Raw genomic sequence first — 16,087 nt, forward strand, 5'->3', positions numbered from 1 at the left:
ATGGAATGTGATCACGGGGCGCTTCCGCTTACGCGGGGGCAGCTGGATATCTGGCTGGCCGAGGAAACTGGTCACGCCGATAACAAGTGGCAGCTGGGCATGCTTGGCCGAATCGAGGGTGTCATCGAGCATGACCTTCTCGAGCGTGCCGTGCGTCATGTGGTGCACGAGGCCGAGCCGCTCAGAGCCGTCTTTTCTGAACGTGATGGTCAGGTATTTCAGACGGTAGTTGACTATCCAGACATCGAGCTTGCTCGCCATGATTTAACGGGCTCTTCGGATCCCATGGCTGATGCCTATCGGGTAGCGTCATCGATCCGGCGTAAGCCGATGCCCCTCAGTGGCCCGTTGTTCACGTTTGCGCTGATGCAGGCGCGAGCTGACGACTTCTATTTCTTCGTGTGCTGTCATCACATCGCGACAGATGGAATCGGCATGGGTCTGCTGTGTCATCGGATCGCGGCCGTCTATTCGGCGATCGCCACCGATACACCGATACCTCCGCCGATATTTGGATCGCTACGGAGTCTCATCGACTGCGAATCGGAGTACGAGGCCTCCGATGACTACGTTGATGATGAGGCGTATTGGGCGAACTGTGGCCCGCTGGAGAGCGATGCACAACATGGCCTGGCGTCGGCCGCCGCACGTCAAACTGTCGAGTACGAGCCTTCTGCGCCAGTCCAGCTGGATCCGTCCGTTGTCGCCAAGACCCGCGAGTTGTCGCGTGCGTTGGGGGTGCGTCGCGCCGCCGTGATCACGGCGGCGTGTGCGCTGCTGGTGCACGGTGAGGTCGGTGGTTCGCAGGTCGTACTCGACTTTCCGGTAAGTCGGCGGGTACGCCCAGAAGCGCTGTTCGTGCCGGGAATGAGTTCCGGTGTTGTGCCGCTGAGGTTGACGATGTCGCCGGCGACCACGGTGGCGTCCTTCTGTGAACACGTCGATACGCGGATCCAAGAAGCGTTGCAGCATCAGAGGTTTCCGTTACGTGCCATCGAGAGCAAGACGGGATTCCAGCGCGGCGGGCAGGCGTCGCATCGTGCGGCCATCAATTTCATCCCCACCACCCGTTTGGCGGACTTTGCCGGAGCCGCGGGATCAGGGACCGTGACCCACACGGGGCTTGTGGATCAGTTTGGGCTGGTCTTCATCAAGAACGATGAAGAGTTGTTCCTGAGCACGTCGGGCGTGGGAGCCTTGTTCACCGACTGCGATGCGCGCGCTCTCGCAGACCGCTTCGAGCGGGTGCTGTCGGCGATGACCGCAGCTCCGGACCTGTCGCTTTCGGCGATCGATGTTCGTGATGAGGCCGACTGTCCTCCATTGGATGTGTGGAGCAATCGGGCGGCGTTGATTCGGCCGGTGCGCGAGCCGGTGTCGATTCCTGCGGTGTTCGCTGAGCAAGTGGCTCGTGATCCGCGTGCCGTGGCGGTCAGCTCAGACGGCAGTGCGATGACCTATCGCGGGCTGGATGCGGCAGCGAATCGCCTGGCGCACTTGTTGGTTGCTCATGGCGTGGGGCCCGGGCAGCGGGTGGCGCTGTTGTTCTCGCGGTCTGTCGAGGCGATCGTGGCGATCATGGGGGTACTGAAAACCGGTGCGGCGTACGTGCCCATCGATCCATCGGTGCCTGCCGCACGGATGGAATTTGTGCTGGCCGATGCCGGACCCGCTGTTGCCGTGACCACGGCCGATCTGGTGGATCGGTTGGACGGGCGCGGAGTGACGGTGATCGATATCAACGACCGCGCGGTGTATGGCCAGCCCAGCACTGTCTTGCCGGTGATGCCAGGCCCCGACGATATCGCCTATCTGATCTACACCTCGGGCACCACTGGAGTGCCGAAAGGTGTTGCCATTCCGCACCACAACGTGACGAGGTTGTTGGAGGCGATCGACGCCGATCTGGAGCTGACCCCGGGGCAGGTGTGGACCCAGTGCCATTCACTGTCCTTCGACTTCTCGGTATGGGAGGTATTCGGTTCCCTGCTCCATGGTGGGCGATTGGTGGTGGTTCCCGATGCCGTAACGCGCTCGCCCGAAGATCTCCACGCGCTGCTCGTCCGGGAACGCGCTGACGTGTTGAGTCAAACGCCGTCGGCGTTTTATGCCTTGCAGTCGGTGGATGCCGTGCTGCCGGAACATCAGCAGCTGGGACTGGAGGTGGTGGTGTTCGGCGGGGAAGCCCTGACGCCCTCGCGCCTCGGGAACTGGTTGGCCGATCATCCGGGGGGACCTCGGTTGATCAACATGTACGGGATCACCGAGACGACGGTGCACGCTTCGTTCCGCGAGATCACTGTTGCAGATGTGAACACAGCGGCCAGCCCGATCGGGGTTCCGCTGGCCGATCTGTCGTTCTTCGTTCTCGATGATTGGTTGCGTCCGGTACCCGCGGGTGCGGTCGGAGAGTTGTACGTGGCCGGTGCGGGTTTGGGCTGCGGCTATGTCGGCCGACAGGCGTTGACGGCGACTCGGTTCGTGGCGTGTCCATTTGGTGGCCGTGGTGCACGGATGTATCGCACCGGGGACCTGGTGTGCTGGGGTCTCGACGGGCAGCTGCAGTATCTGGGGCGCGCCGATGAGCAGGTGAAGATTCGTGGATACCGCATCGAACTGGGCGAAATCCAGTCGGTGTTGACGACATTCGGTGGCGTGGAGCAAGCGGTCGTGATTGCCCGGGAGGATCGTCCGGGAGACAAGCGTCTGGTCGGCTATATCACCGGCACTGCGGAGTCCACAGTCCTGCGTACCGCCATGGCGGAGCGGTTGCCGTCATACATGGTGCCCGCAGCGATTGTGGTCTTGGAAACCATCCCGTTGACGGTCAACGGCAAACTGGATAGAAGGGCCCTGCCCGCACCGGAGTACCGACACGCCGATCAGTTCAGGGCAGCGACCACTCCGACCGAGGAGATCCTGACCGGCATCTACGCCCAGATCCTTGGTCTGGACCACGTCGGTATCGACGACTCGTTCTTCGAACTCGGTGGGGACAGCATCCTGGCAATGCAGGTGTGCTCGCGAGCGCGTGCAGCGGGACTCGCGTGTCGACCGCGCGACATTTTTGTTCAGCAGAGTGTGGCCCGACTGGCCCGGGCCGTCGCTGTAACGAGCGGCGCCGAGGAGCCGATCGATGAGGGCCTCGGGCCGATTTTCGCGACACCGATCATGCGGTGGTTGAAGAGCCGGGAAGGCGCAGACGGGTCGATCCGTGAGTTCAACCAGACGGTGCTGGTGCAGGCGCCCGCCGACACCACTGAGGATGACGCCGTCGTCATGGTGCAGGCCTTGCTGGATCGCCACGCGATGCTGCGGCTGCGCGCGGATGACGACGGTACCGGCGGATGGTCGTTGACGGTGCCCGCGGCGGGTGCGGTGGACTCGCGTGAGTGCCTGCGCACGGTGGATGAGTTATCCGATGAGGCGCTGGCGGCGGCGCGGTCACGGTTGGATCCGGCCGCCGGGGTGATGCTGAGCGCGCTCTGGGTGGCATCCGTGAGGCAGCTGGTGTTGATCGTTCATCACGTGGCTGTCGACGGTGTGTCATGGCGAATCATGGTGGAAGATCTCAACATCGCGTGGGCGCAGCACCGCCGTGGCCAGCCGGTGGTCCTGCCGCCGACGGGTACATCGTTCGCGCGGTGGGCCGAACTACTGGTCCAGTCTGCGCGGCACCCGAAGATCGTGGAGCAGGTACAGGCGTGGCGGCGGACGGCGTCGGCCCCAGCAGTGTTGTCAGCGGTGCGTGCCGAGACGGATACCTACGAGAACGCAGGGCAGCTCTCGGTATCGCTGGACGCCGAGACCACCCGCGTACTGCTCGGCGAGGTGCCGACGGCGTTTCACGCCGGGGTACACGAGATCCTCTTGATCGCATTCGGATTGGCGGTGGCAGAGTTCGCCGGCAGCGTTGGCACGCCCATCGGTATCGACGTTGAGGGGCACGGACGCCACGAGGAATTGGCGGATCTGGACGGAGCCGCCGAGCGCTGTACGGATCTATCGCGCACTGTCGGCTGGTTCACCGCCAAGTACCCGGTGTCGTTGGCGCTGGGCGGGTTGCGCTGGGCCCAGGTCGTGGACGGTGACGTGGCGCTGGGGGCGGTGATCAAAGACGCCAAGGAGCAGCTTCGCACCCAACCGGTAGGCGTGTCCTACGGTCTGCTGCGTTACCTCAACACCGATGTTGACCTGGAATCGCCCGACCCCGCAATCGCGTTCAACTATCTGGGCCGCCTCGGCGGGGCGTCCGCTGACGCGTGGCGAATCTGCCCCGAGGGTCTGTCGTTGACCCGTGTCGCCGGGTTGGTGCCCACGGTGCTGGGACACAGCGTGGAACTCAACGCCGCCACTGTCGACACCGACACCGGGCCGCATCTGAACGCCGACTGGACCTGGGCGCTCTCGGTACTCGATCACACGCAGGTCGGCAGGCTGAGTCAACTGTGGTTCGACGCTCTTGCCGGTATCTGCGCGCATGTACGAAGAGGCGGAGGCGGATTAACTCCATCGGATGTGGCTCCTGCCGAGCTGAATCAGCGGCAGATCGACCAGCTGAGTCGGCAGCACCGCATCGCCGATGTGCTGCCGCTGACTCCCTTACAGCAGGGTCTGCTCTTTCATGCCGGCGCCGCACAGGGGTCCGACGATGTCTATGCGATGCAGCTGAGTATCGCGATGAGTGGGTCACTCGAGGCGGACCGCCTCCGCGATGCCGTTCATACAGTGGTGGGACGGCACCCACATCTGGCGGCACGTTTTTGCGAACAATTTGAGCATCCGGTGCAGATCATTCCCGTCGATCCCGAAGTGCCCTGGCAGTATGTCGAACTGGATGCCGACCGTGGCGCCGACGATCAGATCAGCGAGTTCTGTGCCGCCGAACGCAGGGCGGTGTGCGACCTCGAGAATCAGTCCGCAGTCCGGGCCGCGCTTATTCGCATTGCTGAAGACCGACATCGTTTCGTCCTGACCGCTCACCACATTGTGCTCGATGGGTGGTCGATGCCGATCCTCATGCAGGAGATCTTCGCCAGCCTCGGCGGACAGCGACTGCCCGCCGCCGCGTCATATCGCAGCTTTGTGACCTGGTTGACGGAGCGGGATCGTGCTAGCGCCCATGCAGCGTGGCGCGAGGCACTGGCCGGTCTCGACAGTCCGACATTGGTCGGCCCGGCCGGTCGAGAAGTATTGGGATACCGAGGCGTTGAATCCTTCCGGCTATCGGAGGCGACCACGCTGGCGATCGGGGACCTGGCGCGTTCGCATCACACCACCGCCAATACCGTGCTTCAGGGCGCATGGGCGTTGCTCCTGAACTCTCTGACCGGTCGGCATGATGTCGCCTTCGGCACGACGGTCTCAGGACGCCCGGCCGAGGTCCTCGGCGCGGAATCAATGGTCGGGCTGCTGATCAACACGGTGCCGGTGCGGGCGAACCTCACGCCGGCGAGCACCACCTCAGATCTGTTGCACCAATTGCAGAGTGCTCACAACGACACCCTTGAGCACCAGCACCTGGCGCTGAGCGACATCCACCGGATCACCGGTCAGGACAAGCTATTCGACACACTTTTGGTGTTCGAGAACTACCCGATCGATACCTCCGCGCCATTGAGTGTCGGCGGTCTGTCGATCACCGAATTCGGTTTCCGTGAGTCCAACCACTACCCGCTTGCCGTGCAAGCTCTACCGGGCCCTGAATTGGTTCTTCGTGTTGAATACGACACCGATATCTTCGATCTTGTTGCCGTAGAGGGTCTATTTGAGCGGCTGAAGACGATTCTGGCGGCGATGATGGCTGACCCTGGTCGCGTGTTGTCATCGATCAATCTGCTGGACGACGCTGCGCACGCCCGCCTGGACCAGTGGAGCAACCGGGCAGATCTTACAAAACCCGCAGGCACAGAATCTATTCCGGCATTATTCGCGCAGCAGGCGGGACGCACACCGGATGCGGTGGCAGTGACCTTCGAGGGCCGGTCGATGACGTACCGGGAACTCGATGAGGCCGCCGACCGGTGCGCGCGCGTACTGGCCCAACAGGGCGCGCGCCCGGGCGAGGTTGTGGCGCTGCTGTTCTCCCGCTCGGCGGAGGCCATCGTGGCGATCTTGGCCGTGCTGAAAACCGGCGCGGCGTACATCCCGGTTGACCCGGCGCTGCCGACTTCCCGTATCGAGTTCATGGTGGCCGATGCCATGCCGATCCTTGGTGTCACCACCGCGGAACAGCGCTCACGTCTAGACGGGCTTGACCTCACGGTCGTCGACATCAGTCAGGCAACGGGTACTGCCGCCGACGTCTGCTGCGGCACCGAGCTGGTGTCCCCGCACCCCGATGACATCGCCTACATCATCTATACCTCGGGGACCACCGGCGTGCCGAAAGGTGTTGCCATTGCGCATCGCAACGTTCCCGGACTCTTCGGCTCATTGGACACAAACGTTCCATCGGGACCCGGACAGGTATGGGCGCAGTGGCATTCCTATAGCTTCGATGTCTCGGTGTGGGAGATCTTCGGTGCGTTGCTGCACGGGGCACGCCTGCTGGTGGTACCCGAGGCGGTCGCCGCATCGCCCGACGATTTCCATGAGTTGCTTGTCGCCGAGCACATCAGTGTGCTGAGTCAGACCCCTTCTGCCGCCGGCATGATCTCGCCGCGCGGCCTGGACTCGGCGACATTGGTAGTGGCGGGCGAGGCCTGTCCACCCGAGCTTGTGGACCGTTGGGCGCCCGGGCGGGTGATGATCAACGCCTATGGCCCCACCGAGGCCACGGTGTACGCGTCGATCAGCGCGCCGCTTATCGCGGGCCCCGCGGTGCCGATCGGTGTACCGGTGTCGGGCGTGGCGTTGTTCGCGCTGGACGCGTGGATGCGCCCGGTCCTGCCCGGGGTGGTCGGCGAGTTGTATGTGGCCGGCCGCGGTGTGGGCCTTGGCTATTGGCGCCGTTCGGGTTTGACGTCGGCACGGTTCGTGGCCTGCCCGTTCGGCGAGCCCGGTGCGCGCATGTACCGCACCGGAGACTTGGTGCGGTGGGGTGCCGACGGGCAGCTGCAGTATCTGGGCCGTGCCGATGAGCAGGTCAAGATTCGTGGGTACCGCATCGAACTCGGCGAAATCCAGGCGGCGCTCGCCGCGCTCGACGGGGTAGCCCAGGCCGTGGTGATCGCCCGTGAGGACGTACCGGGTGATCAGCGCCTGGTCGGCTACGTCACCGGCAGCGCCGACCCGAGCCAGATCCGCGCTCTGCTGGCGGAGCGGCTGCCGAGGTACATGGTGCCAGCCGCGATAGTGGCGATCGATGCCGTGCCGCTGACGGTCAACGGCAAGCTCGACAGACGAACGCTGCCCGTGCCGGACTACGTGGATGACGAGCACTACCGAGCACCGGCCAACCCGGTCGAGGAAATCCTCGCCGATATCTACGCCCGAGTTCTCGGACACGAGCGCGTCGGTGCCGACGACTCGTTCTTCGACCTTGGCGGAGATTCACTGTCCGCGATGCGTCTGATCGCCGCCATCAATGCATCGCTCAATACAGGTATCGCTGTGCGCGTCTTGTTCGACGCGCCCACGGTGTCCCAGCTGGCAGACCGTGTCGGTGGGGAAGAGGCTCGGCTGGCGCCGTTGGTGGCAGGCGAGCGGCCCGCCGTGCTACCGCTTTCGTTCGCTCAATCGCGCTTGTGGTTCCTGGACCAGTTGCAGGGTCCCTCACCGGTTTACAACATGACAGCCGCGTTTCGGTTGGACGGGGAGCTGGATGCCGATGCGTTGGGTGCGGCGCTGGCGGATGTGGTGGATCGTCATGAGAGCCTGCGCACTCTATTCGCGGCTCCCGGCGGTATCCCCCGCCAAGTGGTGGTGGATCGGGGGAACGCCGACTTCGGCTGGGAGATCATCGATGCCGCCGACTGGAACGCGCTGCAGATCCAGCGTGCCGTGGATGCCGTGTCGTGGCACGCTTTCGATCTGTCCGCCGAAGTACCCATGAAAGCAAGGCTTTTCCGCGTCTCCGCGGACAAGCATGTGCTGGTGGTGGTGGTGCACCACATCGCCGCCGACGGTTGGTCGATCGCTCCATTGGTGGCCGATTTGGGGCTCGCCTATGCCGACCGGTGTGGCGGGCGTGCTCCGGGTTGGGCCGACTTATCAGTGCAGTACGCCGATTACACCCTGTGGCAGCGAGCGCAATTCGGTGACCTTGAGGACAGCGACAGCCGTATCGCAGGGCAGCTGGCGTACTGGGAAGGCGCGTTGGCTGGGATGCCGGAACGCATCGCGCTGCCCACCGATCGGCCGTACCCGTTGATGGCTGACCACCACGGGGCGACGATCGCGGTGGACTGGCCCGTGCAGTTGCAGCGACAGGTTGCGCGGGTGGCTCGCGAACACAACGCGACCAGCTTCATGGTGGTGCAGGCGGCGCTGCTGGCGCTGCTCGCCAAGCTCAGTTCCAGTTCTGATGTGGCGGTGGGCTTTCCGATCGCCGGGCGTCGCGATCCCGCTCTCGATGAGCTGGTCGGCTTCTTCGTCAACACGTTGGTGCTGCGGGTGGACCTGGCCGGGGATCCCACCGTTTCCGAGCTTCTGGCCCAGGTGCGTGCTCGCAGCCTGGCCGCCTATGACCACCAGGACGTGCCCTTCGAGGTACTTGTCGAGCGAATGAACCCGACTCGCTCCCTTTCTCATCACCCACTGATTCAGGTGGCGCTGGCGTGGCAGAGCATCGGCGGACATGACATCAACGATTCAGCGGCCAATGTGGCATTGGGCGATGTACGCGCCACCCAGATGCCGGTGGAAACACACACGGCGCGAATGGATCTGAACTTCTCGCTGGCCGAACGCAGGACGCCGACCGGCGAGGCGGCCGGAATCGGCGGGACGGTGGAATTCCGCACCGATGTGTTTGACGCCGACTCAATCCGTACGCTGGTCGCTCGTCTCCAGCGCGTTCTGACGGCCATGACAGCAGAGCCGGCGGCGAGGTTGTCGTCGGTTGAGGCACTCGATGACGCTGAGTACTCCCGATTAGCGGCGCTCGGCAACCACGCGACCTTGTCGCGTCCGGCGCCGAGGGCGGTGTCGATTCCCGGGCTCTTCGCTGAGCACGTGACGCGCGCCCCCGAGGCGGTCGCGGTGACCCACGGCCAGAATTCGTTGACGTACCGCGAACTTGACGATGCCGCGAACCGATTGGCGCACGTACTGATCAAGCGGGGAGTGGGCCCGGGACAGTGTGTCGCGCTGTTGATCAACCGGTCGGCTGAAGCCATCGTGTCGATCCTCGCGGTCCTCAAGACCGGGGCGGCGTATCTGCCCATCGATCCGTCGGTGCCGGATGCGCGGTTGGAGTTCGTGCTGGCGGACGCCGCGCCGGTCGCCGTGGTCACCACCGCCGAGAGGGCCGATCGGCTACGTCGGGATGGCTTGGCGATCATTGACGTGGACAGCGTCGATGCCGACGCTGTGGAGGTGCATCTCCGCGAGGCACTACCCGCACCGGGTGCGGACGATATCGCCTATCTGATCTACACCTCGGGCACCACGGGCGTGCCCAAGGGTGTTGCCCTCAGCCATCACAACGTGACGCAGTTGCTCGAGTCGCTCGATGCGGGGCTGCCGCACCCCGGAGTGTGGTCGCAGACCCACTCGCTGGCCTTCGATGTCTCGGTCTGGGAGATCTTCGGTGCCCTGCTGCGGGGCGGGCGGGTGGTGGTGGTTCCCGAGGAGGTGACCAACTCACCCGACGATTTCCATGCGTTGCTCGTCCGCGAACGGGTCCGTGTGATCACTCAAACACCCTCTGCCGTCAGAGTGTTGCCGCGGGAAGGCCTGGAGTCGGCGGCATTGGTGGTAGTTGGTGAAGCCTGCCCACCGGAGGTGGTCGATCAGTGGGCACCCGGGCGGGTAATGATCAACGCCTACGGTCCCACCGAGACCACCATGTGTGTGGCGATCAGTGCGCCACTACAGGCAGGGCGGGGTGTGCCCATCGGCTCGCCGGTGCCCGGTGCCGCGCTCTTTGTGCTCGACGAGCGGTTGCGCCCTGTCCCGTCCGGGGTGATCGGCGAGCTGTACGTGGCCGGTGCGGGGTTGGGATACGGCTACGTGGGCCGGACCGGCTTGACGGCCGCGCGGTTTGTGGCGTGTCCCTTTGTCGGCGCGGGAGCGCCCGTGCAGCGGATGTATCGCACCGGGGATCTGGTGTGCTGGGGTGCTGACGGACAACTGCAGTATCTGGGCCGCGCCGACGAGCAGGTCAAGATCCGTGGCCATCGCATCGAACTTGGTGAGGTGCAGGCCGTTTTGGCGAGCCTCGAGGGCGTCGAGCAGGCAGTGGTGATCGCGCGCGAGGATCGTCCGGGGGACAAGCGGTTGGTCGGCTACATCACCGGGACCGCCGAGTCTGGCGAGTTGCGTACCGCGATGGTGGATAGGTTGCCGTCATACATGGTGCCCGCGGCGATCGTGGTCTTGGACGCCATTCCGTTGACGGTCAATGGAAAACTCGACTTCCGGGCTCTTCCCGCTCCTGACTACCGTGACCGCGACCGGTATCGCGCCCCGGCGGATGCCGTCGAAGAGGTTCTCGCCGATATCTACGCTCAGGTCCTCGGACTGGATCGAGTGGGCGTCGACGACTCCTTCTTTGATCTTGGCGGCGACAGCATTCTCTCGATGCAGGTGGTGGCGCGGGCCCGAGTTGCCGGCCTGGTGTGCCGTCCGCGCGATGTCTTCGTCGAGCAGAGTGTTGCCCGGCTGGCGCGGGTGGTCGATGTGGCCGCAGATTCACGCGGCCCGATTGATGAAGGGGTGGGGCCGGCAATGGCCACGCCAATCATCCAGTGGCTGAGTGATGTTGACGGTCCGACTGGTGAGTTCAATCAGACCGTGTTGCTGCAGGCTCCCACAGATGTCACCGAGGATGACGTCATAGCGGTAGTGCAGGCCTTGCTGGATCGCCACGCCATGCTGCGGCTGCGCGCCGAGGACGACGGCGTCGCCGGGTTGTCGTTGACGCTGCCCGAGCCGGGCGCGGTGGGCGCGCGAGGCTGCCTGCATGTGGTGGAAGCGTTGTCCGACGAGGTGTTGGTAGCGGCGCGATCGCGGTTGAATCCGCCCGCCGGAGTGATGCTGAACGCGCTGTGGGTAACTGCCGCCGCCCAGCTGGTTCTGGTGGTACACCACATGGCGGTCGATGGCGTCTCATGGCGAATTCTTCTGGAAGACATCAATATTGCGTGGGCACAACGTCGTGTCGGGCAACCCATAGCGCTACCGGCCGCCGGGACATCGTTTCGGCGCTGGGCCGAATTGTTGGACGCGTATGCGCGGCATCCTGAGGTGGAGCGGCAGGCGCAGACGTGGCGCCAGGTGGCGGCGACCGCACCGGTTCTACCGGCGGCACACCCCCAGATAGACACCCACGAGAGTGCGGGACAGCTGTCGGTATCGCTCGACGTCGAGACCACCCGGATGCTGCTCGGCGAGGTTTCTACCGCGTTTCATTTAGGGCCACAAGACATTCTGTTGATCGCATTCGGTCTCGCGGTAGCTGAATTCTCAGGTACCGGAGCCTCGCCAGTCGGCATCGACGTCGAGGGGCACGGACGGCACGAGGATCTAGCCGCCGAGGTCGATCTGTCGCGCACGGTCGGGTGGTTCACCGCCAAGTACCCAGTGGCGTTGACACTCGGCGGACTGCCCTGGGCCCGTGTGGCGGCCGGGGATGTCGCGTTGGGCGCGGTGATCAAGGGCGCCAAAGAGGAGCTCCGATCGCTGCCGGATCCGCTGACCTACGGGCTGCTGCGCTATCTGAATGCCGACGTCGATCTGGACACGGCCGACCCAACGGTCGCCTTCAACTATTTGGGTCGACTGGGGGGCGCCGGTACTGAGCCATCCGATGATCTGTGGCGGATCTCCACGGAGAGCATGTCGTCGACCGGGGCGGCCGCAGCGATACCCATGCCGTTGACGCACACGGTGGCACTGAACGCGGGCACCCTCGACACCGATATCGGCCCACAGCTACAAGCCAATTGGACCTGGGCGTCGTCGATGTTCGACTCTGCCCAGATCACCCGTCTGAGCCGGCTGTGGTTCGAGGCGCTGGTCGGCATCTGTGCACACGTGCGGCAGGGTGGGGGCGGACTGACCCCGTCGGATATCGCGCCTGCCCTGCTCAGCCAGCGACAGATCGACGAGTTGGAGCAGCAGTATCGGATCGCAGATGTATTGCCGCTAAGTGCATTACAGCAGGGTTTGATCTTTCACAGCAGCGCAGGAAATGGGCCTGAGGATCTCTATGTGGTGCAGCTCGACATCACGGTCGACGGGCCACTTGATCAGCACCGTCTGCACGATGCCGTGCAAACGGTGGCGCGTCGCCACCCGCACCTGGCAGCGCGGTTCTGCGAGCAGTTCGACCAACCGGTGCAGGTCATCCCCGCCGATCCCACTGCGGGGTGGAGATATGTCGATCTGAGTATCGACACCGAGGTCGAATTCCTCAGTGCCGAAACGGAAGGGCGGGTCCAGCGGGAGTGCGCCGCCGAACGTGCCGCGGTCTGTGATCTGTCTGACCCGCCGGCTTTCCGGGTTGCCTTGATTCGCATAGGGCACGATCGGCACCGATTTGTGCTCACCAACCACCACATTGTCCTCGATGGTTGGTCGCTGCCAATCCTGCTGCACGAGATTTTCGCCGGTTATCGCGGGCAGCGGTTGCCCGCGGCCACTCCGTACCGGAGTTTCATCGGCTGGCTGGCAGACCGGGATCACGCGGGGGCCCAGGCGGCCTGGGGTGAGGTGCTCGCGGGTTTTGACACACCCACACTCGTCGACTCGCGGCAGAAATCGGTGCGCGGGTATCGGGGCGTGCGGGCGCATCGGGTGTCCGAACAAACCACCCGAGCAGTTGGTGAACTGGCGCGATCGCAGCACACCACCGTCAACATCGTGTTGCAGGGCGCCTGGGCGCTGCTGCTCACCTCATTGACCGGTCACCACGATGTCGCCTTCGGCACCGTGGTCTCCGGGCGGCCGGCGGAGGTGGTGGGCGCGGAATCGATGGTGGGCCTGATGATCAACACCGTGCCGGTGCGTGCGGATATCACCCCACAAACGACCACCGTCGATCTGCTTGATCAATTGAAGCGCTCCCATGCCAAGACCCTGGAGCATCACCATTTCTCGCTCAGCGAGATTCACCGCATCGCCGACCACGATCGACTGTTCGACACGCTGTTCGTCTTTGAGAACTATCCGGTGGATAGCGGCGCGTTGTCAGGCGTGGACGGGATCACAGTCACCGACATCACCAGCCACGAATCGACCGATTACCCGCTGACGATGCAAGCCATACCCGGTGAAGAACTGCGGCTGCGTATCGAATACGACACGGCGGTTTTCGACGCTGCCGATATCGAAGCCCTCGCGCACCGTGTCGAGGCGGTGTTGGAGGCGATGACCTCCGATCCGGGCCGGTCCCTGTCGGCGATGGAGATGCTCGACGGAACGGAGCGTGCCCGGCTGCAGCGGTGGGGTAATCGAGCCGTGCTGAAACGTCTCCCAGCGCCGGCGTCGGTGCCGCAGCTGTTTGCCGCGCAGGTGGCGCGTATGCCGGAGGCGGTGGCACTGGTCTGCGGGCACCGGTCATTGACGTATCGGGAGCTCGATGAGGCGTCAAACCAGCTGGCGCACCTTCTCATTGGCCGCGGAGTCGGGCCGGGCGAGCGAATCGCGTTGATGTTCCCCCGTTCGGCTGAGGCAGTCGTGGCGATCTTGGCGGTGCTCAAGACCGGCGCGGCTTACCTACCGATCGATCCAGCGCTGCCGTCGGCCCGCGTCGAGTTCATGGTGTCTGACGCAGCGCCGATCGCGGCCGTCACCACCACGATGTTCGTGAACCGCTTCACCGGGTACGACGTGATGATCTTCGATGTCGAGGATTCCGCTGTTGCCGCCCAGCCGAGTACCGCAGTGCCGCCGCCGGATCCGGATGACATGGCCCACATCATTTACACCTCGGGCACTACCGGGTTACCCAAGGGCGTCGCAGTCAGTCAGCGCAACGTGACGCAGCTGTTCGACTCGTTACAGATCGGCGTATCGCTGGAGCCGGGACAGGTGTGGACACAGTTCCACTCGTACGCGTTCGACTTCTCGGTGTGGGAGATCTGGGGTGCGCTGCTGCACGGTGGACGGCTGGTGGTGGTGCCCGAGCTAGTGGCCCGTTCGCCGCATGACTTCCACGAGCTGCTGGTGCGCGAACAGGTGACGGTGCTGACGCAAACCCCGTCGGCGGCGTCGATGCTGGCGGTCGATGGTCTAGAGGCCGTGTCGCTGGTCATCGGCGCGGAGCCCTGTCCGCCGGCATTGGTGGATCGCTGGGCGCCGGGTCGGGTGATGGTCAACGTTTACGGCCCTACCGAGACGACGATGTGGTTATGTGCCAGTGCTCCTTTGGAGGCAGAGGCGGGCCCACCGCCGATCGGCTCGCCGACTGCCTGGGCGTCGTTCTTTGTGCTGGACGAGTGGCTGCGTCCGGTGCCTACAGGCGTGGTCGGTGAGTTGTACCTGGCCGGTGCGGGAGTCGGCATGGGGTACTGGTGTCGCTCGGGCCTGACCGCGTCTCGGTTCATGGCCTGTCCGTTCGGTAAGCCCGGAACGCGCATGTACCGCACCGGCGATCTGGTGCGTTGGCGCGCCGACGGCCAGCTGGACTACCTCGGCCGCGCCGATGAGCAAGTCAAGATTCGTGGGTACCGCATCGAGCTCGGCGAGATCCAATCGGCGCTGACCGCGCTGGAGGGAGTTGATCACGCGGCGGTGATCGCGCGCGAGGACCGTCCGGGAGACAAGCGCCTGGTCGGTTACATCACCGGAAGCGCCGATCCGATCACCGTCCGTGCGGCGTTGGCAGATCGGCTGCCGGGCTACATGGTTCCCGCCGCGGTGATGGCGCTTGCGACATTGCCCGTGACGGTCAACGGCAAGCTCGACGTCCGGGCGTTGCCGGGGCCGGACTACCGGGATGCAGACCATTACCGTGCACCGGCAGGCGCGGTCGAAGAGATCCTGGCCGGAATCTTCGCGCGCGTGCTGGATGTGGAACGTGTTGGCGTCGACGATTCATTCTTCGATCTCGGTGGAGATTCCGTCTCGACGATGCGTCTGGTCGCAGCGATCAACGCCAGCCTGAATACCGAACTTTCCGCGCGTACGGTCTTCGAGGCACCCACCGTCGCCCAGTTGGCTCCGCGTATCGGTGAGGGCACGGGGCGCCTGGAACCGCTGGTGGCGGGGGATCGACCCGCACTGGTTCCCCTGTCCTTCGCCCAGAACCGGTTGTGGTTCGTCGATCAATTACAGGGTCCCTCACCGGTTTACAACATGCCGGTGGGTCTGCGGCTACATGGGAGCCTTGATACCCGTGCGCTGGGTGCGGCACTGGGCGACCTCATCGGCCGTCACGAAAGCCTGCGCACGCGCTTCGAGGCACCCGGTGGAACGCCTCGGCAGGTGGTGGTATCGGAGGACGAGGCCGACTTCGGTTGGGACGTCGTCGATGCCACGACATGGCCGTCGAACCGCCTGGCTGAGGCGGTCGCTGCGGCAGTCTGCTACAGCTTTGACCTGGCAGCCGAAATACCCTTGCGGGCGACGCTTTTCCGTGTCGCCAGGGATGAACACGTGTTAGTGGCGGTGGTGCACCACATCGCTGCCGACGGGTGGTCCCTCACTCCGTTGGTTCGTGATCTGAGTGTGGCGTACGGCAGCCGATGCGCTGGCCACGCTCCCGACTGGGAGCCCTTGGCTGCGCAGTATGTCGACTACACGCTGTGGCAGCGTGCACAGTTGGGCGACCTCGATGACAGCGGCAGCCCTATCGCCGCGCAGTTGGCTTACTGGGAAGACACCCTCGCTGGCCTCCCCGAACGGGTGGCGCTGCCCACCGATCGGCCCTACCCGCCTATCGCCGATCAGCGCGGTTCCACCGTGGATGTTCAGTGGCCGGCCGAATTGCAGCAGCAGATACGCGTGGTCGCGAGCGAACACGGCGCGACCAGCTTCA

Annotated in this window: 1 protein-coding gene (only partly in view); it reads left to right on the forward strand. The window is 64.5% G+C overall.

What is annotated here, in order from left to right; genetic code table 11:
* Positions 1-16,087, forward strand: partial view of a non-ribosomal peptide synthetase gene (locus tag B4400_RS18990; protein WP_078312126.1) — the 5' portion only. The gene runs 8,312 nt beyond the window's last position; only the first 16,087 of its 24,399 coding nucleotides appear in the window; the start codon lies at positions 1-3; its stop codon lies beyond the right edge, outside the window.

The sequence above is a fragment of the Mycobacterium sp. D16Q13 genome, assembly GCF_002013375.1.
GTDB lineage: Bacteria > Actinomycetota > Actinomycetes > Mycobacteriales > Mycobacteriaceae > Mycobacterium.